We start from the raw sequence: 20,314 nt of genomic DNA on the forward strand, positions 1-20,314 counted from the left end.
GGCCGCGATGGATATCTCGCGCCCCTTCATCCTGCGCCCGGTCGCCACCACCCTGTTGATGGTGGCGCTGCTCATCGCCGGTCTGCTGGCCTATCGTCTGCTGCCGGTGGCGGCCTTGCCGCAGGTGGACTATCCCACCATCCGCGTGCTCACCCTCTATCCCGGTGCCAGCCCCGATGTCATGACCAGCGCCGTCACCGCGCCGCTGGAGCGTCAGTTCGGCCAGATGCCGGGCCTGTCGCAGATGGCCTCCACCAGCTCTGGTGGTGCCTCGGTCATCACCCTCAGATTCAACCTGGAACTGGACCTGTCGGTCGCCGAACAGGAAGTCCAGGCCGCGATCAATGCGGCCAACAACCTGCTGCCCAACGATCTGCCGGCACCACCGGTGTACAACAAGGTCAATCCGGCCGATACGCCTATCGTCACCCTGGCGATCAGCTCCAGGACGCTGCCGCTGCCCACGCTCTACGACCTGGTCGACACCCGCATGGCGCAGAAGCTCGCCCAGGTGACCGGGGTCGGTATGGTCAGCCTCGCCGGCGGCCAGCGCCCGGCGGTGCGCATCCAGGTCGATCCGGACAAGCTCGCGGCCCACAACCTGACCCTGGCCGATGTGCGCAGCCTGGTCACCAGCGAGAACACCAACCAGCCCAAGGGCAGCTTCGACGGCCCCACCCGGGTCGCCACCCTGGACGCCAACGACCAGTTGCGCGATCCCAAGGCCTATGGCGACCTGATCCTCAACTACGCCGACAACGGCGCCCTGCGCCTGGGTGACGTGGCCACCATCGCCCAGGGTGCGGAAAACGACCGCCTGGCTGCCTGGGCCAATCGCAGCGGTGCCATCCTGGTCAACGTCCAGCGCCAGCCGGGTGCCAACGTCATCCAGACCGTGGATCGCATCCAGGCGCTCCTGCCCAGCCTCAGGGAAAGCCTGCCGGCCGGTCTCGACATCGCCGTGCTCAGCGACCGTACCGAGACCATCCGCGCCGCGGTCACCGACGTCCAGTACGAGATGCTGCTGGCGGTAGGACTGGTGGTGATGGTCACCTTCGTCTTCCTGCGCCGGTTCAGCGCCACCCTGATTCCCTCGGTCACGGTGCCGCTGTCGCTGATCGGCACCTTCGGCGCCATGTACCTGGCCGGCTTCTCGCTGAACAACCTGTCGCTGATGGCCCTGACCATCGCCACCGGCTTCGTCGTCGACGATGCCATCGTCATGCTGGAAAACATCTCCCGGCATCTGGAAGAGGGCGCCACACCCATGGAAGCGGCGCTCAAGGGCGCCCGCCAGATCGGTTTCACCCTGGTGTCCCTGACCGTTTCGCTGATCGCGGTGCTCATCCCGCTGCTGTTCATGCAGGACGTGGTCGGCCGGCTGTTCCGTGAATTCGCCATCACCCTGGCGGTGGCCATCCTCATCTCCCTGGTGATCTCCCTTACCCTGACACCGATGATGTGCGCGCGGCTGCTCAAGCGCGAGGAGGCGGGCGAGCACCAACTGGTCTGGCTGGAGCGGCTGATCGCCGGCTATGGCCGCGCGCTGCGCTGGTCGCTGGCGCACCGGGCGCTGATGCTGCTGCTGGCGGTGGCGACCTTCGTGCTCACCGCGGTGCTCTACCTGCTGGTGCCCAAGGGCTTCTTTCCGGCCCAGGACACCGGCTCCATCCAGGGCATCACCGAGGCGCCCCAGTCGATCTCCTTCCGCGGCATGAGCGAGCGCCAGCAGGCACTGGCCGAGGTGGTGCTGCAGGACCCGGCGGTGGCGAGTCTGTCCTCCTACATCGGCGTCGACGGTGACAACGTCACCCTCAACAGCGGTCGCCTGCAGATCAACCTCAAGCCGCAGGGCGAGCGCGACGTCACCGCCCAGGAGGTCATCGACCGGCTGCGTCCCGCAGTCGCCAAGGTGGTGGGCATCACCCTCTACATGCAGCCGGTGCAGGACCTCAGTGTCGAGGACCGGGTCAGCCGGACCCAGTACCAGCTGAGCCTGGACTCGCCCGACGCCAGCCTGCTCGACACCTGGGTGCCGCGCCTGATCGAGGCGTTGCACGAGCGCCCGGAACTCACCGATGTCACCAGCGACCTGCAGAACAAGGGGCTGCAGCTGTACCTGACCATCGACCGCGACGCCGCGGCGCGGCTCGGCGTACAGGTCTCGGCCATTACCGATGCCCTCTATGACGCCCTCGGTCAGCGGCAGATCTCGACCATCTATACCCAGGCCAACCAGTACCGGGTGGTGCTGGCCAGCGCCGCCGCCGACAGCCTGGGACCGGATGCCCTCAGCCAGGTCTGGGTGAAGGCGGGCAGTGGCTCCTCGTCCAGCGGCAGCAGCGGCACCGGTACGGCCACCAACACCGAGACCACCACGGACACCAGTCGCGCCCCGGTGCGGCTGTCCAGCCTGGTGAAGATGGAGCAGCGGCCGACCCGGCTGGTGATCAATCACCTGAGCCAGTTCCCGGCGGTGACCCTGTCGTTCAACCTGGCCAGCGGCGTTTCCCTGGGCGCCGCGGTGGCGGCCATCGACGCGGCCAAGCAGGAGATCGGCCTGCCGGTAGGCATCAATACCCATTACCAGGGCGCGGCAGCGGCCTTCCAGGCGTCGCTGTCCAGTACCCTGCTCTTGATCCTGGCGGCGGTGGTGGTGATGTATATCGTCCTGGGGGTGCTCTATGAGAGCTTCATCCATCCGCTGACCATCCTCTCGACGCTGCCCTCGGCGGCCATCGGCGCGCTGCTGGCGCTGCTGCTCACCGGCAATGACCTCGGCCTGATCGCGGTGATCGGCATCATCCTGCTGATCGGCATCGTCAAGAAGAACGCCATCATGATGATCGACTTCGCCCTCGATGCCGAACGCCACCAGGGACTGCAGCCGGAGGAGGCCATCTACCAGGCGGCGCTGCTGCGATTCCGGCCGATCCTCATGACCACCCTGGCGGCGCTGTTCGGCGCGGTGCCGCTGATGCTGGCCACCGGCGCCGGCGCCGAGTTGCGCCAGCCGCTGGGCCTGGTGATGGTCGGCGGCCTGCTGGTCAGCCAGGTGCTGACGCTGTTCACCACCCCGGTGATCTACCTGGCCTTCGACAGCCTGGGCGAGCGCCTGGGTCGACGCAGGGCGGTCTGAGGTGAATCTCTCGGCGCCCTTCATCGCCCGGCCGGTCGCGACCCTGCTGCTGAGCCTGGCGTTGCTGCTGCTGGGCGCCATCGCCTTCCGGCTGTTGCCGGTGGCGCCCCTGCCGCAGATGGACTTTCCCACCATCACGGTCTCGGCGACCCTGTCCGGGGCCAGTCCCCAGGTGATGGCCTCCAGCGTCGCCACACCGCTGGAGCGTTCCCTGGGCACCATCGCCGGCATCAGCTCCATGACCAGCCGCAGCAGCCAGGGCTCGACGCAGATCATCATCCAGTTCGATCTGGACAAGAACGTCAACACCGCCGCCCGCGAGGTGCAGGCGGCCATCAATGCCTCGCGCAACCTGCTGCCGAGCGGCATGCGCCAGATGCCACGCTATCGCAAGGTCAATCCGTCCCAGGCACCCATCATGGTGTTCTCGCTGACCTCCAAGACCCTGAGCAAGGGCGAGCTCTACGACCTGGCGTCCACGGTGCTGGCCCAGAGCCTGTCCCAGGTCAGCGGCGTGGGCGAGGTGCAGATCGGTGGCAGCTCCCTGCCGGCGGTGCGCATCGAGCTGGAACCGCGCCAGCTGGAGCATTACGGGCTGGCGCTGGACGACGTCCGTACCGCCATCAACAGTGCCAACCAGCGCCGCCCCAAGGGCGCGGTGGCCAATGACGAACACAATTGGCAGATCCAGGCCAACGACCAGCTGTTCAAGGCCGCCGACTATGCGCCCCTGATCATCCGCTACCAGGATGGCGCGACGTTGCGCCTGCGCGATGTCGCCAAGGTCAGCGATGCCGTGGAAGACCGCTACAACGCCGGCTTCTACAACGACCAGAGCGCCGTGCTGCTGGTGGTCAATCGGCAGGCCAATGCCAACATCATCGAGACCATCGCCGCGCTCAAGGCGCGCCTGCCGGCGCTGGAGGCCATCGTCCCGGCCAGCGCGCGCCTGGAAGTGGCCATGGACAGATCCGGGGTGATCAAGGCCACCCTGCATGAAGCCGAACTGACGCTGATCATCGCCGTCTTCCTGGTGATCGGCGTGGTCTGGCTGTTCCTCGGCCGGCTGCGCAGCGCGGTGATCCCGGCCCTGGCGGTGCCCATCTCCCTGGTAGGTACCTTCGCCGTCATGTACCTGCTCGGCTTCTCGCTCAATACCCTGTCGCTGATGGCCCTGATCCTGGCCGCCGGGCTGGTGGTGGACGATGCCATCGTGGTACTGGAGAACATCGCCCGGCACATCGATAACGGCATGGCGCCGCTCAAGGCGGCCTACCAGGGCACCCGCGAGGTGGGCTTCACGCTGTTGTCGATGAACGTTTCCCTGGTGGCCGTCTTCGTCGCCATCCTCTTCATCGGCGGTATCGTCGAAAAGCTGTTCCGCGAATTTTCCCTGACCCTGGCCGCCGCCATCCTGGTGTCGCTGGTGGTGTCTCTCACGCTTACGCCCATGCTCTGCGCGCGCTGGCTCAGGCCCCACGATCCCGCCACCGAAAGCCGCCTGCAGCGTTTCAGCGAGCGGGCCCATCGCCGGCTGGTGGCCGGCTACGACCGCAGCCTCGGCTGGGCCCTGCGTCATCGGCGGCTGACCCTGCTGAGTCTGATCGCGACCATAGCGCTCAACGTGCTGCTCTATGTGGTGGTGCCCAAGACCTTCATGCCGCAGCAGGACACCGGCCAGCTGATCGGTTTCATCCGCGGCGACAATGCGCTGTCGTTCCAGGTCATGCAGCCGAAGATCGAGATCCTGCGCAAGTCGCTGCTGGCCGATCCGGCGGTGGCCAGCGCCTCCGGCTTCGTCGGCAGTTCCGGCTCCGGCAGTGGGGTGAACAACGCGGTGATGCTGATTCGCCTCAAGCCCATCGCCGAGCGCCAGCTGGATGCGCAAAAGGTCATCGAGCGCATCCGCGCCAACGCGCCCAAGGTGCCGGGCGCCCAGCTGTTCCTCATGGCCGACCAGGACCTGAGATTCGGCGGTCGTCAGCAGAGCACCTCGTCCTATGAGTACAACCTGCTCTCGGGCGACGTCGGGCTGCTGGAAACCTGGCAACCCAAGGTATTGGCCGCACTCAAGGCGCTGCCGGAGCTGACCGCGGTGGACGGCCGCGAAGGCAGCACCCAGCAGATCACCCTGCAGATCGACCGCGAGAAGGCCAAGCGCCTCGGCGTGGACATGGAGACCGTCGCTGCGGTGCTCAACAACTCCTTCGCCCAGCGGCAGATCTCGACCATCTACGAGCCGCTCAACCAGTACAAGGTGGTGATGGAGATCAATCCGCGCTATGCCCAGGATCCGACCGTCCTCGAGCAGGTGCGGGTCATCACCAGCAGCGGCGCCCAGGTCCCGCTGTCGGCCTTCGCCTACTACACCAACAGCCTCGCCGAGGACCGGGTTACCCACGATGGCCAGTTCGCCTCGGAGAGCATCAACTTCGACCTGGCGCCGGACGTCAGCCTGGAACAGGCGACCCGGGCGGTACAGCGCGCGGTGGCGGCCATCGGCTTGCCGACCGATGTCCAGGGTCGCCTGGGCGGATCCGCCAACATCTTCGCCAGCACGGTGTCGGGGCAACCGCTGATGATTCTCGGCGCCCTGGTGCTGGTCTATATCGTCCTAGGCGTGCTCTACGAGAGCTACGTGCATCCCCTGACCATCCTCTCGACGCTACCGTCGGCCGGGGTAGGGGCCTTGCTCGCCATCCAGCTCACCGGTGGCCAGTTCAGCCTGATTTCCATGCTCGGCCTGTTCCTGCTGATCGGGGTGGTGAAGAAGAATGCCATCATGATGGTGGATCTGGCCCTGCAGCTGGAGCGCCAGCAGGGACTGACGCCCGAGGAGGGCATTCGCCAGGCCTGTCTGTTGCGCCTGAGGCCCATCCTGATGACCACCATGGCCGCCATCCTCGGTGCCGTACCGCTATTGATCGGCAATACCGAAGGCGCCGAGATGCGCCAGCCACTGGGCCTGGTGATCGTCGGTGGCCTGGTCTTGAGCCAGATCCTCACCCTCTACACCACCCCGGTGGTCTATCTCTATTTCGAACGCCTGCGCCGCCGCGTCAATCGCTGGCGCGGCATCCGTACCGACGCTGCCCTGGATACGCCGCTATGACTCCAACCCTGCGCCTGCCGACGCTGACCCTGGCTCTGCTACTGGCCGGCTGTACCCTGGGCCCGGATTACCAGCGGCCGACCACTGCGGTGCCGGTCGCCTACCGTCATGCCGAGGGCTGGCTGGCCGCCGCGCCCAGGGATCTGGAGGTCCGTGGCGACTGGTGGCGCCGCTACGATGATCCGACCCTGGATCGCCTGATGGTCCAGCTGAACCAGCGCAACCAGAGCCTGGCCCAGGCCGAGGCGACCTATCGGCAATCCCTGGCCCTGGTCAGTCAGGCGCGGGCCGCGTTGTTCCCGACCCTGTCCAGCAGCCTGGGCGCCACCCGCTCCGGGCGCGGGGGCGGTTCGGGCAGCAACACCGTCATCCGCAACTCCAATGGCACCAGCAGCACCTTCAGCAGCGGTGGCACCAGCACCATCAGCAACGCCTACGACGCCAGCCTGGGGGTGAGCTGGGAGCTGGATCTCTGGGGGCGCGTAAGGCGCCAGGTGGAGGCGGATCGGGCTTCCGCCCAGGCCAGCGCTGCGGAGCTGGCGGCCACCCGCCTGAGTCTGCAGACGCAACTGGCGACCAACTATTTGCAGTTACGGGTGCTGGACGCCCAGCAGCGGTTGCTCGACGCCACCGTGTCCGCCTACGAGCGATCCCTGCGCCTGACCCAGAACCAGTACCGCGCCGGCATCGTCACGCCGGCGGATGTGGCCCAGGCGACCACCCAGCTGAAGAGCACCCAGGCCGACGCCATCGACCTCAGGTACCAGCGTGCCCAGCTGGAAAACGCCATCGCGGTGCTGGTCGGCGAAGTCCCGGCCAATTTCCAGCTGGGCGCGGTCAAGACAGTTCCCGAATTGCCGCCGCTGCCGAGCGCCGTGCCCTCGACCCTGCTGGAGCGGCGTCCGGACATCGCCCAGGCCGAGCGCCAGGTCATGGCCGCCAATGCCGCCATCGGCGTCGCCGAAGCGGCCTACTACCCGGACCTGACCCTGAGTGCCAGCGGTGGCTACAGTGCCAGCCAGTGGGGCAATCTGATCAGCACGCCGAATCGCTTCTGGTCGATCGGGCCATCCTTTGCCCTGTCGCTGTTCGATGGTGGCCTGCGCCGCGCGCAGGTGGAGTCGGCCGAAGCCAGCTACGACGCCAGCGTCGCCGGTTATCGCCAGACCGTGCTCGATGGCTTCCGCGAGGTGGAGGACTATCTGGTGCAGCTGCGCACCTACGGCGACGAAGCCGGCGTGCGCCAGGAGGCCCTGGATGCCGCGCGCCGCGCCCTGCAACTGGCCGAGAACCAGTACCAGGCCGGGCTGATCGGCTATCTCGACGTGGTCACCCTGCAGACCACCGCACTGAGCAACGAACGCACCAACCTGACCCTGCTGGGCAGCCGCCTGAGTGCCAGCGTCCAGCTGATCGCCGCGCTTGGCGGTGGTTGGGATGGCAACGTCACCCCACCGGCGCCGCCGCAGCGACCCTGACTTCGGGCACAAAAAAGCCGGGCGATTGCCCGGCTTTTTCATGACTGGCGCTTAGTTGGGGAAGAGTTCGCCCAGCTTCATGCTCAGCATCATGTTGCCTTCGACGCGCAGTTTGCCGGACATGAAGGCCTGCATGCCGTCGGTTTCGCCGCTGACGATGCCAGCCAGGGTGTCCTGGTCCATGATCAGGGTGCAATCCGGGTCGGCGGCGTCGCCTTGCTGGACGTCACAGGTGCCGTCCTTGACGACCACGTAGTAGTTGTCACCGCCCTCGACGTCGAATTGATAGGTGAGATCCAGGCCGGCCGCGGCGGAGGGGTCGAACTTGCTCTTCAGGGTGGCGATGGCTTCGGCTGCGCTCATGGCGAGGGTCCTTGTGGTCTTTTTCGATGAGGCCCACTCCGGCGGGAGGGGCAGGGCACTCGACCGAGGGTAGGGGGCGGCAGGAGGCCTGTCAACGGATATTCATACGCTTGTTTGAAAGGCGGGTACGTGCGCACGGCCCGATGGCCGCCAATGGCTAGCGGGTGCCGGAAGACCGCCCGTGAGTCGCCGAGTTTCTATCAGTCGGGCGACTCGGTATGCTGGGCAGGGCACTGCTGCCGCCATCCTAGGAGAGTCCGTGGAGTTTCTTGCCGACTATGCCAGTTTCCTGGCCAAAACCGTCACCGTGGTGGTCGCCATCATCGCCGTGCTGCTGTTCACCGTCGCCGTCCGCGGCCGCAACCGGCGCAGCTCCGCTGGCCAGTTGCAGGTACAGAAGCTCAATGACTTCTATCGCGATCTGCGGCTGAGGTTGCAGCAGAGCGTGCTGGGCAAGGAAGCCTTCAAGGCCCTGCGCAAGCGCGAGACCAAGGCCGAGAAGACCAAGCGCAAGAGCGAGACCGGCAAGTCGCGGGTCTATGTGCTCGATTTCCATGGCGACATCAAGGCCACGGCCAACGAACACCTGCGCAACGAGATCACCGCCGTCCTGACCCTGGCGACGCCCAAGGACGAGGTAGTGGTGCGGCTGGAAAGCGGCGGTGGCCTGGTGCACAGCTATGGCCTGGCCGCCTCGCAGCTGGCGCGCATCCGCCAGGCGGGAATTCCCCTGACCATCTGCGTCGACAAGGTAGCGGCCAGTGGCGGTTACATGATGGCCTGCATCGGCGACCGTATCCTCTGTGCGCCCTTCGCCATCCTCGGCTCCATCGGTGTGGTCGCCCAGTTGCCCAATGTCCACCGCCTGCTGAAGAAGCATGACGTGGACTTCGAGGTCTTCACCGCCGGCCAGTACAAGCGCACCGTTACGGTGTTCGGCGAGAACGACGAGAAGGGCAAGGAAAAATTCCAGCACGATCTGGATACTACCCATGTGCTGTTCAAGAATTTCGTCGCCCACTACCGGCCGCAGCTCAATATCGACGAGGTCGCCACCGGCGAGGTCTGGCTCGGCCAGGCCGCGCTGGGCAAGCAACTGGTGGACGAGCTGCGCACCAGTGACGAATACCTGGCCGAACGGGCCCAGGTGGTCGAAGTCTTTTCGCTGCGCTTCGTCGAGAAGAAGTCGTTGCCCGAGCGCCTGGGCATGGCCGCGAGCCTCGGGGTCGATCGTCTGGTGAGCACCTGGTGTGAGCGCCTGGCCGAGTCGACCCGCTGGCGCTGAGGTCCAAGGGACTGACGGCCCATAACAAGACTCCAATGGAGGTTATGCGATGAGCAATTTTCAGGCGCTCTGGGTGACGGAAGGGGCCCATGGTGCTTTCCGGCAAGAGGTGGTGACGCGCAGCCTGGACGACCTGCCCGCGGGCGAGGTGCTGATCCGGGTGCGCTACTCCTCGCTCAACTACAAGGACGCCCTGTCGGCCATCGGCAACCGCGGCGTGACCCGGCGCTATCCCCATACCCCGGGTATCGACGCTGCCGGGGTGGTGGAGCACTCCAGCGCTGGCGAATTCGCCGTGGGCGATGAGGTCCTGGTCACGGGCTACGACCTGGGCATGAGCACTCCCGGCGGCTTCGGCCAGTACATCCGGGTGCCGGCCGCCTGGGTGATCCGCCGCCCGGACAATCTCGGCCTGCGTGAAGCCATGGTGCTGGGCACCGCGGGGCTCACCGCGGCGCTGTGCGTCGAGAAGCTCGAACAGATGGGCCTGACCCCTGAAGCCGGTACCGTGCTGGTCACCGGTGCCAGTGGTGGCGTGGGCAGTCTGGCGGTCAAGTTGCTGGCACGCCTGGGCTATCACGTGGCGGCGTCCACGGCCAAGCTGGAGCGCGCGGAGTGGCTGCATCGGCTGGGTGCCCGGCAGATCCTCGACCGTGCCACCCTGGCCGATGGCGTCGGCAAGCCGCTACTGGACCAGCAGTGGGCCGGGGCGGTGGATACCGTCGGCGGCGACATCCTCTTCAACGTCATCAAGTCGCTGGAATACGGCGGCAGCGTGGCCTGTTGCGGCATGACCGCCGGCACCACCTTCGCCGCCGGGGTCTTTCCCTTCATCCTGCGCGGGGTGAATCTGCTGGGCGTGGATTCTGTCGAGTTGCCACTGATGGCCAAGGCCGCGCTCTGGGACAAGCTTTCGGTGCAGTGGAAGCTGGACGACCTGGACAGCCTGACCCGCGAGGTCGGCCTTGCCGAACTGCCCGACACCATCAGTCAGATCCTGGCGGGCAAGATGGTGGGGCGTGTGGTGGTCGATCTCGGTTGAGCGAAGGCCAGACAAAAAGAAACCCGCCGCGGCGGGTTTTCTTTTGCGTCCGCGGCGATCAGGCCTGGCGGCGGCGGAACAGCGGCTCGGCCTGGTCGACCGCGCCCTGATAGGTCACGCTGAAGTCGCGCAGACCGGCCAGGGCCGCTTCCGGATCGCGGTCGGCACGGACCACGTAGGCATCGAAGCCGCAACGCTTGAGGAAGAACAGCTGGTCCTGCAGGACATCGCCGATGGCGCGCAGCTCGCCGGTCCAGCCGAAGCGTTCGCGCAGCAGGCGGGCATAGGAATAGCCACGCCCGTCGACGAAGGCCGGGAAGTTGATGGCGATCAGGGCGAAGTGCGCGAGGTCGCCGGCAATGCTCTCCGGCTCTTCATCGCTGTCCAGCCAGATGCCCAGCTTGCCATCGCGGCAGGTGAGGGCATGGCCGTGCTCCAGCCACAGGGCGGCCGGGATGATCACGTCGTCGCTGTTGGGGACGTCTGCCAAGGCGACGTCCTTGGGCAGCAGATGCCAGTTGTCGGTGACCAGCTGGTCGCCCTTAATGATTCTTTGCATAGACGCGCTCCTTGAAGGGGTCGATACCGATACGGCGGTAGGTGTCGATGAAGCGCTCGTCTTCGGTGCGTCGCTCGACGTAGACGTTGATCAGCTTGCCGATCACCTCGGGCATCTGGTCCTGGGCGAAGGAGGGGCCGAGGATCTTGGCCAGGGTGGCGTCACGGCCGGCGTCGCCGCCCAGGGACACCTGGTAGAACTCCTCGCCCTTCTTGTCCACGCCGAGGATGCCGATGTGGCCGACGTGGTGATGACCGCAGGCGTTCATGCAACCGGAGATGTTGAGGTCCAGCTCGCCGATGTCGAACAGGTAGTCCAGGTCGTCGAAACGGCGCTGGATGGCTTCGGCGATGGGGATCGACTTGGCGTTGGCCAGGGAGCAGAAATCACCGCCCGGGCAGCAGATCATGTCGGTCAGCAGGCCGATGTTGGGGGTGGCGAAGCCATGCTCGCGCAACTCGTGCCAGAGCTCCAGCAGCTGGTCCTGACGGACGTCGGCGAAGATGACGTTCTGCTGGTGCGAGGTGCGCAGCTCGCCGAAGCTGTAGCGATCGGCCAGCTCGGCCATGGCGTCCAGCTGGAGATCGGTCACGTCCCCCGGCGCGACGCCGGTGGGCTTGAGCGACAGCGTCACGGCGACATAGCCCGGACGCTTGTGGCGGAAGGTGTTGCGCTGGCGCCAGCGGGAGAAACCGGGGTGCTCGGCGTCCAGGCGGGCGAGGGCGGCGTCCTGGTCCTGCAGCTCGGCATAGGGCGGATCGACGAAGAAGGCGGAGACCCGCGCGACCTCGGCGTCGGTCAGGGTGACGGGGCCGTCCTTGAGGTGGGCCCACTCGGCCTCGACCTTTTCGGCGAAGGCGTCGGCACCCAGCGCCTTGACCAGGATCTTGATGCGCGCCTTGAACTTGTTGTCGCGGCGGCCGTAGCGGTTGTAGACCCGCAGGGTGGCTTCCAGGTAGCTGAGCAGGTGCTGCCAGGGCAGGAATTCACGGATGAATTCACCGGTGTGGGGAGTACGGCCCTGGCCGCCGCCGACCAGCACGCGGAAGCCCAGCTCACCGGCCTCGTTACGCACCGCTTCCAGGCCGATGTCGTGCACCTCGATGGCGGCGCGATCCAGGGCGGCGCCGTTGACGGCGATCTTGAACTTGCGCGGCAGGAAGGCGAATTCGGGGTGGAAGGTCGACCACTGGCGGATGATCTCGCACCAGGGGCGCGGATCGATCAGTTCGTCATGGGCGACGCCGGCGAACTGGTCGGTGGTGGTGTTGCGGATGCAGTTGCCGCTGGTCTGGATGGCGTGCATCTGCACGGTGGCCAGCTCGGCGAGGATCTCGGGGACGTCTTCCAGCTCCGGCCAGTTGAACTGGAAGTTCTGCCGGGTACTGATGTGGGCGTAGCCCTTGTCGTAGTCACGGGCGATCTGCGCCAGCTTGCGCACCTGGGTAGTGTTCAGCAGGCCGTAGGGCACCGCGACCCGCAGCATGGGCGCGTAGCGCTGGATGTAGAGACCGTTCTGCAGGCGCAGCGGGCGGTATTCTTCGCCACCCAGCTCTCCGGCCAGGAAGCGGCGGGTCTGGTCGCGAAACTGGGCGACACGCTCTTCGACGATCCGCTGATCGTACTGATCGTAAACGTACATGGTCATCCTGCTGTCAGGCGGCGCGCACGGCTGCGCGTGATCGAAGTCCTGGGCACCCCTGGGGTGCTCTGGAGACTTTTCTAGGCCGTGCACGATAGCAGCAGGTCTATATGCTTAAAAGCGATGTTTCTTTATATATAAATCTATTCCGGCGATAAGCGAGAGCAGGGTGGGCGGCGCCGGATACCACTTATGAATACCGTGGTTGATAAAACGTAGCGAGCGGCTGTCAGGCGGGTGCGCGCGGCGCGCAGGAACCGGAGTGTACGAGCGGTACATGAGGATTCCGAGCACTGCACGCGCCCGTTTGGCGGACGCGCAGTAGTTTTAGCAGCCGCGGTTAGTTCAGGCCCAGCTTGCCGCGCAGGGTGGAGAGATCTTCCGCCAGGGTGTTGACCGGACCGACCAGGGCCTTGCGATCACGCTCGCTGACCTTGTCGTAGGTCTCGAAGCCGCCGTCCTTGGTCTTGTACTTGGCCAGGATCCTGTCGACCGTGGCGAAGTTCTTGTCGACCTTGGCGACGAAGGCCTGGTCCTGCTTCTCGATCTGCGGGCGGAACAGGTCGACGATCTTCTTGGCGCCATCGACGTTGGCCTGGAAGTCATAGAGGTCGGTGTGGCTATAGCGCTCTTCCTCGCCCGACACCTTGGTCGCCGCCACTTCCTCCATCAGCGCCGCGGCGCCACCCACCACCTTTTCCGGCGGGAAGGTCAGGCCATCGACGCGGGCCTGCAGGTCCTTGACGTCTGCCAGCAGCTTTTCGGCGAGGGGACCCTGGCCTTCGGTGGTGTTCTGGGTAAAGAGGGCGTGCTCCAGGCGATGGAAGCCGGTGAAGTCCTCGGATTTGACCCCCTGCTCGTGGTCGTCTTCGCGGGAGTCGATGGCGGCGTCGAGGTCGCTGAAGAGTTCGGCGATGGGCTCGACCTGCTCGTAGGAGACCCGCGTCAGGGCATAGAGCCTGCGCGCGGTGGCCAGGTCGCCGCGCTTGACCGCCGCGGTGAAGGCCTGGGTCTGCTCGGTGAGCTTGGCCAGGTTGTCGGTGACATAGATCTTGTAGTCGGAGATGGGGCCGACCAGATCCAGCGGCGAGTTGGCAGCGAAGGCCGGCGTGGCGAGGGCCAGACTGAGGGCAGCGGCGAGGAACGAGCGTTTCATTCGACTTCTCCTGTCGAGGTTTTAAAGCGATGCGGCGGCCAGCAGGCTGCGGCCGAGATAGTCCTTGGCATCGGTGATCCCCGGCAGGACGAAGAAGTAACCGCCGCCGATGGGCTTGATGTATTCCTCCAGGGGCTCGCCATCCAGGCGTTTCTGTACGGCGATGAAGCCCTGCTCCAGATCGGCCTGGTAGGCGATGAACAGCAGGCCCATGTCGAGCTGGCCGTTCTTGCGCACGCCATTGGAGTAGTTGAAGGGGCGGCGCAGGATCAGGTTGCGCTGGCTCTCCGGGGTACGGGGATTGGCCAGGCGGATATGGGCGTCCAGCGGCGTGACCTTGCCCTTGGGATCGCTGGCGTAATCCGGCACATCGGTCTCGTGACCGCCGGCCATGGGCGCGCCACTGGCCTTGCGCCGCCCGAAGATGGCTTCCTGCTCCTGCAGCGGGGTGCGATCCCAGCGCTCGACGAAATTGCGGATGATGCGCACCGCCTGGTAGCTGCCCTGGGCGGCCCAGGCGGGCTCGCCGCTGCCGGGCTGGACCCAGACGATCCGGTCCATCGCCTGGGCGTTGGTGGAATCGGGGTTGGCCGAGCCGTCGCGAAAGCCGAGGAAGTTGCGCGCGCTTTCCGCCGGTTGCCCGGGTGGCGGATCCTGCACCGGCACGCTGCCTTCCTGCTTCCAGCGGATCGCCAGCAGGTCGGGCAGATTCTTCAGGAGGTCGCGCAGGGCGTGGATATTGGTGTCCGGGGTATTGGCGCAGAACTGCAGGCAGAGATCGCCGTGGCAGCAGTCCGCTTCCAGGGCGTCGTTGGGAAAGCCGGTCATGCGCTGCAGCTGGCGCGGCTTTACCGCGCTCAGGCCGAAACGGTCATCGAACAGCGACTCGCCCACCGAGACGGTGATGGTGAGGTTGTCCGGCGTCACCACCGGACCGAGGATGCCGGAATCCAGCGGTGGCAATCTGGGATCGACCTCCGGCACCGGACCGCCCTGCATGAGAAAGCGGATGCGCTCGTCGAGGGTCCGCAGCAGGCGTTCCAGGTCCTCGCGGTCGCTGGCCAGCACATCGAAGGCCACGATCATCCCCGCCGCCGGCCGTGGGGTGACGATGCCGCTCTGGTGCTGGCCAAGGAACGCCTGGCGCTGGTGGGTATTGGCGCTGCCGGGGGCACGGGTCACCTCGGCGGTGCTGGCCGCCCGGGCGTGCATCGGGCAGAGCCCGGCACCGGCCAGGGCCACGCTGGCGGCGCCGAGGCCACCCAGCAGGCGGCGACGGTCGATATTGGGCTGATCGGGAGCGGACTTCTTCATGGCGTGGTCTTGGTCGCGGCCAGGCCCAGGGCCGGGGCGACTTGGTCGAGGGAGTCGGCCAGGGCCTGGGCCGCGGCGGCGATGCGCTGGCGGTCGTCAGGGGAAAGGGAAGAGTAGGGACGCTGAACATCGCCCAGGGCCGCGGCCAGGGCGTCGGCCTGGGTATCCAGGCTTTGCTGCAGCTCGGGATGCCCCTTGCCGAGCAGCGGGCGCAGCAACTCGATCACCTTGCGCGTGCCGTCCAGATTGGCGGCAAAGCCGGGCAGCACGAGCTGGCTGTAGCGTTCTTCCTCGCCCGAGATCCGGGTGTTGGCCAGGTTGTGCAGCAGGCGTGCGGCGTTGCCGCTGAGTTGCTCGGGCGGCAGCGACTGGCCAAGCAGGGCATCGCGCAGGGCGGCGGCGTCCTGTTGCAGGCGGGCAGCAACGGGTTCCAGGTCCCGGGTGCTGTTGCCGGCGAAGAGGCCTTGTTCAAGACGATGGAAGCCGCCGAAGGCCGGATCCTGTTCGCGCTTTTCGTAGTAGTCGGCGCGGGCATTGAGGCGATTGTCCAGTTCGGCGAAGCGCTGCGCGGTCGCCGCCAGGCGCTGGTAGGGCAGGCGGGCGGCGGCATAGGCGGCGCGCGCCTGCGCCAGGTCGCCCGCGGCCAGGGCCTGCTGGAGGGTAGTGAGGCCCTGCAGCAAGAGGCGGCTCTGCTGATTCAGGTAGACGCGGTATTCCGACAGCGGACCGACGAACTGGGTCAGGGTCGGGCCGGCCTTGCTGGCGGCTTCCGAGGCGGCGGTCGGGAGTACCTTCAGCGTGCCCCGAGGATTGCTCAGCAGACCGCAGGTGATGGCGTAGTCGCCAGGTGCCAGGGTGGCATTGATGACCTGGCTGAGACCGGGGGCGATGTTCTCGCGCTCCTCGACCACCAGGACGCCATCGAGGATTTCCCACTCCACCGCCCGATCCGAGCGGTTGACGATACGAAAGCGCGCCGGCCCGGCAGGCACTTCCAGGGCGTTGGGCTCGCAGCGATTGGCCAGGATATCGACCTTGATTTCGCCGTCGGCCACGGTGGCGTGACGCTCGCCTGCGGAGCGCGAGGCGTAATAGAAGGCGGCGGCCGCGGCGATCAGCAGGGTTGCCGAGCCGATCACGGCCAGGCGCATGGCCGTGGAGCCCTGCTTCGGCGAATGGGGGTTGGCGTTGTTCAAGACGGGCGCTCCAGCGAGGCGGGGGTGGTTACCACAGGACGCTGGGGCGGCGCCGGGGTGCGGAAGAACAGCGGCAGGGTGACCGCCAGGAACAGCAGATAGGCGCCGAGGGTGCTCACGGTCGGGGTGTCCTGGTAGCCGAACATGCCGGCCAGCACCGTACCCACCGGGCCGTCGGCGGGCAGCACGTGGCTCCAGTCGAACAGCACCTGCTGCAGCGAATTCCACAGGCCGGCTTCATGCAGGGCCTTGACCGAGTTGGTGAACAGGCCGGCCGCGACGAAGAGGATGAATAGGCCGGTGAAGCGAAAGAACTTGCCCAGGTTCAGTCGCACGCCGCCGGTATAGAGGCCGTAGCCCACCGCGATGGCGATGATCAGGCCGAGCAGGGCACCCAGGGGCGCACCGGGGCCGGCGCTCTGCTGGAAGATGGCGAGCAGAAAGAACACGGTTTCCAGGCCCTCGCGGGCCACCGCCAGAAAGACCATGCCGATCAGGGCATAGACCTGGTTGCGCGAGGCGGACAGGGCGTTTTCCAGGGAGTCGTGGAGTTCGGTCTTGATCGAGCGCGCCGCCTTGCGCATCCAGAACACCATGGAGGTGAGGATGGCGGTGGCGGCAAGGCCGACTACCGCTTCGAACAGTTCCTGCTGACGCTGCGGGAATTCGGCGCTGGCCAGTTGCAGTCCGGCGCCCACAAACAGGGACAGGGCGGCGGCCAGCATCACCCCGATCCAGACCGCGGGCATCCAGTGGCCACGACCGGTGCGTTGCAGATAGCTGGCGATGATGCCAACGATGAGCGCCGCTTCGATACCTTCGCGGAGCATGATCAGAAAGGGAACGAGCATGAAAGCTATCACCGACGGAAGCTGAGGGCGCAGAGGCGCCCGGAGGTCGGTGATTTGTATCACAATGATTCGGATTGTTAAATGCGGATGATTCTCGTGCCTTGCGGATCCGCCGACTGGTTGGCAGCGGATCAGCGTGCAGGCGCGCGTCAGGCCTGGAAGACCACGGCGGTATCCGGAGCCTTGCCGGTGGCGAAGCGGCGGATCTCGCGCCAGTTGCGCAGGTCGACCACTGCCAGCTGATTATCTTCCAGCGCCGCGAACAGCCACTCGCCGCGGGGATCGAGGTTGAGGCCGGGCACCGCACTGCCCATGGGCAGATAGGCCACTTCGGCGAGGGTATCGGGCCGCAGCAGCGAAAGACTCTTGTCCGCCAGATTGGACACCAGCAGGCGGCCATCGGGCAGGGCGGCTACCCGTACCGCTTCGCCCCGCAGCTTGATCTGGCGGATCGGCGCCAGGTCGCGGGCATCCAGCGCATGGAGGATGCCGGCGAAACGGTCGAGTACATAGAAGGTACGCTCGTCCGGACTCAGGCAGCAGCCCTCCGGCGCCTGGCCGAGGTATTTCTTGACCGGCAGCACGGCGGGATTGTGCGCGTCCACCAGGATCACCAGGCCGCTCAGGGTATCCGCGACGTAGGCACGGCGTCCGTCACGGGTCAGGACGAAGTAGTGGCTGCGGGTCCCGCCGACCGGGACGATCTGGCTGGGCGATTCGGCGGTGGCGGGGCGATCGAAGCGGATGAGCAGCGAGTCGGTTTCGCTGAGCACATAGAGGCGACCCTGGTCGTCCAGGCGCATGCCGTGCAGGCGGTGATAGGGCGACAGGTCGATGGATCTCACCAGGCGGCGCTCGGCGAGATCTATCACACTGACCTGGTGGCCGCCCTCGCCAGGCGCCTGCCAGCTCTTGACCCCATACTGGCCGATATAGGCATAGCGACCCTGGCGGTCGGCGACGATCTCATGAGGTTGCTCCGGCAATTCCAGACTGCCGACGCGCTTGCCATCGGCCAGGCGATAGAAGCCGATGCCGGGGGCTTCCTTCTCGACCAGGGCGAGGTATTCATCGCCCGCTGCGAAGGCGCGGAGCGGATAGCCGCCCAGCAGGGGCAGGGCGGCACTGGCAGCCAGCAGGCCGAGGGTCTGACGGCGATTCAGGTGGGGCATAGGAGGTCTCCCAAGGGGCAAGCCTCCCTGCCAGGGTCAAGCGAATCCGTGCTACTCGAATAGACCCTTGAACCAGGTCCAAACTCCGAAGGAGTAGTCGGGAAAGATGTCGATGCCCAGCGCGGACTTGAGCAGATAGAGCAGCAAGAGGCCCACCAGGCCGCAGGCCAGCAGGATCACCGCCAGCACCGTGGCCTTGCCGAGCAGGGACAATTCCTGCTCCAGGCGCGAGAGTTGACGGTAGTTGCGACCGGCGAGGAAGACGAAGTAGTAGCGGCGGTGCCAGAACTTGACGGTGCCGCGCAGATCGACGCTGTGCTTGCCCCAGCTGCGGGTGCCGAACGCCAGCTTGAGGGCTTCCAGCTGCTCCTCGGTAAAGGATTCACGCAGCGCTTCGGGCAGGCGTTCCTTCAGACCGGCGATGAAGGGGTCGTGGCGTTTGATGCGATCCTGCATGGAAAAGCTTCCCTCTGAATGGTGCGAATGCACTCTGAGGGGGCGCCCGACCGGGCGTTCCGCCGCACCTGATGGGCGGGGCCCCGCGCAGGACGATCGGTCAGGCGCTGACCCGTACGGGGCGCAGCACCTCGGCCCGGGCGCGCAACTGGCCGCAACCGCCGTCGACATCCTGGCCCGCGGAATTGCGCACCTTGGTGAGCAGGCCGCGGCTGTGCAGGTAGCGCACGATCTGCACGATGCGCTCGCCGTCGGGGCGCTGGTAGTCGTCCACTTCCAGGCTGTTGTAGGGAATCAGGTTGAGTACGCCGTACTTGCCCTTCATCAGCCGCAGCAATTCGTCCATCTCGTCCTGGCCGTCGTTGATGCCGGCAAGCAGCGTCCACTGGTACTGGATCGGATAGCCGATCAGTCGGGCATAGGCTTCACCCTGTTCGATCAGCTCGCTGGGTTCGTAGCGGGGCGCCTTGGGCAGCAGGCGGGCCCGACGCTCGGCATTGGTGCTGTGCAACGACAGCGCCAATGCCGGCCTGACCGTCTGCTGGGGCAGTCGCTCGAACACCCGCGGATCGCCGACGGTGGAAAACACCAGGTTGCGATGGCCGATACCGCCGGCGGTGCCCAGCAGGTCGATGGCTTCCAGCACGTTGTCCAGGTTGTGCGCCGGCTCGCCCATGCCCATGAAGACCACCTTCTTGACCGCCCTGAGGCGTCGCGCCAGGGCGACCTGGGCGACGATCTCGGCGCTGCCCACCTGGCGCAGCAGGCCGGTCTTGCCGGTCATGCAGAAGACGCAGCCCACCGCGCAGCCGACCTGGGACGACACGCAGAGCCCGTCGCGCGGCAGCAGCACGCTTTCCACCGCCTGGCCATCGCCCAGGGTCACCAGCATCCGCGCCGAACCGTCGGCTCCCGGATGCTCCGAGGTCACCCGGGCCAGGCCTTCCAGCCGCGCGGTCAGTGCCGGGATGGCCTGGCGTACCTCCAGCGGCAGGAAGTTTTCCGCCTGCTGGCGCCGGGTGCCGGTATCCAGGGCCAGTCCCTGGCACCAGGCGCGCAGGATACGGGCACTGTGCTTGGGCTTGGCGCCGGCATCGGCGAGCAACTGGACGACATCGGAAATACGCATGGGAAAAGGGCAGGTCGAGGGCGGGCGGCGATAATAGGACAGGGCAGGGATGCTATCCTAGTCCTTTGCAAGACGAGGACCCGTCATGAAGTTCATCCACCAGCGCGAGCATCTCAACGAGGGCGATCTGGTCGTCATCCAGAGTTCGGGGGTGTGCAACATCCGCCTGATGAACGATGCCAATTTCCGCAGCTTCAAGAACGGCGGCCGCCACTCCTATCACGGCGGCGCCTTCGACACCTTTCCGGCGCGCATCACCGTCCCGAGCACCGGCTTCTGGAACATCACCCTGGACACCGTCACCAAGCGGCCGATCAGCGTTACCCGCAAGCCCGAGATCAAGCACTCGATCAAGATCGTCCGTCGCTCGCCTTCCGAGTTGCGTTGAGACAGCGGTCACCCGTCCCTGGGTGATCCTGC

At 66.3% G+C, this 20,314-nt stretch carries 16 protein-coding genes and 1 other RNA gene; 6 read left to right on the forward strand and 11 right to left on the reverse strand.

Annotation, left to right across the window (positions count from 1 at the left end; translation table 11 throughout):
- Nucleotides 1-7: 7 nt before the first annotated feature.
- Genes PVZ72_RS06780 through PVZ72_RS06790 form a run of 3 tightly spaced genes read left to right on the forward strand, consistent with a single transcriptional unit; the run spans nt 8 to nt 7,729 of the window.
- Nucleotides 8-3,139: a multidrug efflux RND transporter permease subunit gene (locus PVZ72_RS06780; RefSeq protein WP_273861509.1), complete on the forward strand. Its 3,132-nt coding sequence runs from the start codon at nt 8-10 to the stop codon at nt 3,137-3,139.
- Nucleotide 3,140: 1 nt separating this feature from the next.
- Nucleotides 3,141-6,251 (forward strand): efflux RND transporter permease subunit, encoded by a 3,111-nt coding sequence (locus PVZ72_RS06785; protein WP_273861510.1) that lies wholly within the window; start codon nt 3,141-3,143, stop codon nt 6,249-6,251.
- Nucleotides 6,248-7,729, forward strand: coding sequence for an efflux transporter outer membrane subunit (locus tag PVZ72_RS06790; RefSeq protein ID WP_273861511.1), 1,482 nt, complete (start codon nt 6,248-6,250; stop codon nt 7,727-7,729). The genes PVZ72_RS06785 and PVZ72_RS06790 overlap by 4 nt, the downstream gene beginning before the upstream one ends.
- A gap of 51 nt (nt 7,730-7,780) precedes the next feature.
- Here the strand turns inward: PVZ72_RS06790 and PVZ72_RS06795 are convergent, their stop codons facing one another.
- Nucleotides 7,781-8,092 (reverse strand): SCP2 sterol-binding domain-containing protein, encoded by a 312-nt coding sequence (locus PVZ72_RS06795; protein WP_017640561.1) that lies wholly within the window; start codon nt 8,090-8,092, stop codon nt 7,781-7,783.
- Between the two features lie 259 nt (nt 8,093-8,351).
- Here PVZ72_RS06795 and sohB point away from each other — a divergent pair, with 259 nt between their 5' ends.
- Together sohB and PVZ72_RS06805 are read left to right on the forward strand one after the other, a co-directional pair.
- Nucleotides 8,352-9,377, forward strand: coding sequence for a protease SohB (gene sohB / locus PVZ72_RS06800; RefSeq protein ID WP_273861512.1), 1,026 nt, complete (start codon nt 8,352-8,354; stop codon nt 9,375-9,377).
- Nucleotides 9,378-9,426: 49 nt separating this feature from the next.
- Nucleotides 9,427-10,419: a YhdH/YhfP family quinone oxidoreductase gene (locus tag PVZ72_RS06805; protein ID WP_273807310.1), complete on the forward strand. Its 993-nt coding sequence runs from the start codon at nt 9,427-9,429 to the stop codon at nt 10,417-10,419.
- Between the two features lie 58 nt (nt 10,420-10,477).
- On the opposite strand, the gene PVZ72_RS06810 is transcribed toward PVZ72_RS06805, so the two are convergent.
- The 10 genes from PVZ72_RS06810 to PVZ72_RS06855 form a co-directional block, all read right to left on the reverse strand.
- Nucleotides 10,478-10,978: a DUF934 domain-containing protein gene (locus tag PVZ72_RS06810; RefSeq protein ID WP_133863093.1), complete on the reverse strand. Its 501-nt coding sequence runs from the start codon at nt 10,976-10,978 to the stop codon at nt 10,478-10,480.
- Entirely contained in the window at nt 10,962-12,620 is a 1,659-nt protein-coding gene (locus tag PVZ72_RS06815; protein ID WP_273861513.1) for a nitrite/sulfite reductase, read from the reverse strand. The genes PVZ72_RS06810 and PVZ72_RS06815 overlap by 17 nt, the downstream gene beginning before the upstream one ends.
- Nucleotides 12,621-12,823: 203 nt before the next feature.
- Nucleotides 12,824-12,899: non-coding RNA, sX9 sRNA (locus PVZ72_RS06820), on the reverse strand.
- A 61-nt stretch (nt 12,900-12,960) separates the two neighbouring features.
- On the reverse strand, nt 12,961-13,776 hold the full coding sequence (efeO, locus tag PVZ72_RS06825) for an iron uptake system protein EfeO (protein WP_273861514.1): 816 nt from the start codon (nt 13,774-13,776) through the stop codon (nt 12,961-12,963).
- A gap of 21 nt (nt 13,777-13,797) precedes the next feature.
- Nucleotides 13,798-15,090, reverse strand: coding sequence for an iron uptake transporter deferrochelatase/peroxidase subunit (gene efeB / locus PVZ72_RS06830; RefSeq protein WP_273861515.1), 1,293 nt, complete (start codon nt 15,088-15,090; stop codon nt 13,798-13,800).
- Complete coding sequence (gene efeO, locus PVZ72_RS06835) at nt 15,087-16,241, reverse strand: iron uptake system protein EfeO (RefSeq protein WP_273861639.1); 1,155 nt, start codon at nt 16,239-16,241, stop codon at nt 15,087-15,089. Before efeO (PVZ72_RS06835) ends, efeB begins: the two co-directional genes overlap by 4 nt.
- A 41-nt stretch (nt 16,242-16,282) precedes the next feature.
- Nucleotides 16,283-17,137: an iron uptake transporter permease EfeU gene (efeU, locus tag PVZ72_RS06840; protein WP_133863088.1), complete on the reverse strand. Its 855-nt coding sequence runs from the start codon at nt 17,135-17,137 to the stop codon at nt 16,283-16,285.
- A gap of 149 nt (nt 17,138-17,286) precedes the next feature.
- Nucleotides 17,287-18,309, reverse strand: coding sequence for a twin-arginine translocation pathway signal protein (locus PVZ72_RS06845; protein ID WP_273861516.1), 1,023 nt, complete (start codon nt 18,307-18,309; stop codon nt 17,287-17,289).
- Between the two features lie 51 nt (nt 18,310-18,360).
- Nucleotides 18,361-18,765: a 3-phosphoshikimate 1-carboxyvinyltransferase gene (locus PVZ72_RS06850; protein ID WP_133863086.1), complete on the reverse strand. Its 405-nt coding sequence runs from the start codon at nt 18,763-18,765 to the stop codon at nt 18,361-18,363.
- A gap of 100 nt (nt 18,766-18,865) precedes the next feature.
- The gene (locus tag PVZ72_RS06855; RefSeq protein ID WP_273861517.1) at nt 18,866-19,894 is read right to left on the reverse strand and encodes an RNA methyltransferase; all 1,029 of its coding nucleotides are present in this window, start codon (nt 19,892-19,894) and stop codon (nt 18,866-18,868) included.
- 85 nt (nt 19,895-19,979) lie between these two features.
- On the opposite strand from PVZ72_RS06855, the gene PVZ72_RS06860 reads away from it, so the two are divergent.
- A complete protein-coding gene (locus PVZ72_RS06860) occupies nt 19,980-20,282 on the forward strand; it encodes a DUF1883 domain-containing protein (protein ID WP_133863084.1) in 303 nt (100 codons plus the stop codon).
- Nucleotides 20,283-20,314 lie beyond the last annotated feature (32 nt).

Origin of the sequence: Pseudomonas sp. LA5 (assembly GCF_028640825.1) — a bacterium.
Classification (GTDB): Bacteria; Pseudomonadota; Gammaproteobacteria; order Pseudomonadales; family Pseudomonadaceae; genus Chryseomonas; species Chryseomonas aestiva.

Excerpts from the sequence above, each read along its gene's own strand:
- PVZ72_RS06810 (WP_133863093.1), bottom strand. The coding sequence starts at position 10,978 with ATGCAAAGAATCATTAAGGGCGACCAGCTGGTCACCGACAACTGGCAT.
- PVZ72_RS06790 (WP_273861511.1), top strand. The coding sequence starts at position 6,248 with ATGACTCCAACCCTGCGCCTGCCGACGCTGACCCTGGCTCTGCTACTG.
- PVZ72_RS06780 (WP_273861509.1), top strand. The coding sequence starts at position 8 with ATGGATATCTCGCGCCCCTTCATCCTGCGCCCGGTCGCCACCACCCTG.
- PVZ72_RS06795 (WP_017640561.1), bottom strand. The coding sequence starts at position 8,092 with ATGAGCGCAGCCGAAGCCATCGCCACCCTGAAGAGCAAGTTCGACCCC.
- efeU (WP_133863088.1), bottom strand. The coding sequence starts at position 17,137 with ATGCTCGTTCCCTTTCTGATCATGCTCCGCGAAGGTATCGAAGCGGCG.
- efeB (WP_273861515.1), bottom strand. The coding sequence starts at position 15,090 with ATGAAGAAGTCCGCTCCCGATCAGCCCAATATCGACCGTCGCCGCCTG.
- PVZ72_RS06860 (WP_133863084.1), top strand. The coding sequence starts at position 19,980 with ATGAAGTTCATCCACCAGCGCGAGCATCTCAACGAGGGCGATCTGGTC.
- PVZ72_RS06805 (WP_273807310.1), top strand. The coding sequence starts at position 9,427 with ATGAGCAATTTTCAGGCGCTCTGGGTGACGGAAGGGGCCCATGGTGCT.
- PVZ72_RS06855 (WP_273861517.1), bottom strand. The coding sequence starts at position 19,894 with ATGCGTATTTCCGATGTCGTCCAGTTGCTCGCCGATGCCGGCGCCAAG.
- efeO (WP_273861514.1), bottom strand. The coding sequence starts at position 13,776 with ATGAAACGCTCGTTCCTCGCCGCTGCCCTCAGTCTGGCCCTCGCCACG.
- PVZ72_RS06845 (WP_273861516.1), bottom strand. The coding sequence starts at position 18,309 with ATGCCCCACCTGAATCGCCGTCAGACCCTCGGCCTGCTGGCTGCCAGT.
- PVZ72_RS06815 (WP_273861513.1), bottom strand. The coding sequence starts at position 12,620 with ATGTACGTTTACGATCAGTACGATCAGCGGATCGTCGAAGAGCGTGTC.
- efeO (WP_273861639.1), bottom strand. The coding sequence starts at position 16,241 with ATGCGCCTGGCCGTGATCGGCTCGGCAACCCTGCTGATCGCCGCGGCC.
- PVZ72_RS06850 (WP_133863086.1), bottom strand. The coding sequence starts at position 18,765 with ATGCAGGATCGCATCAAACGCCACGACCCCTTCATCGCCGGTCTGAAG.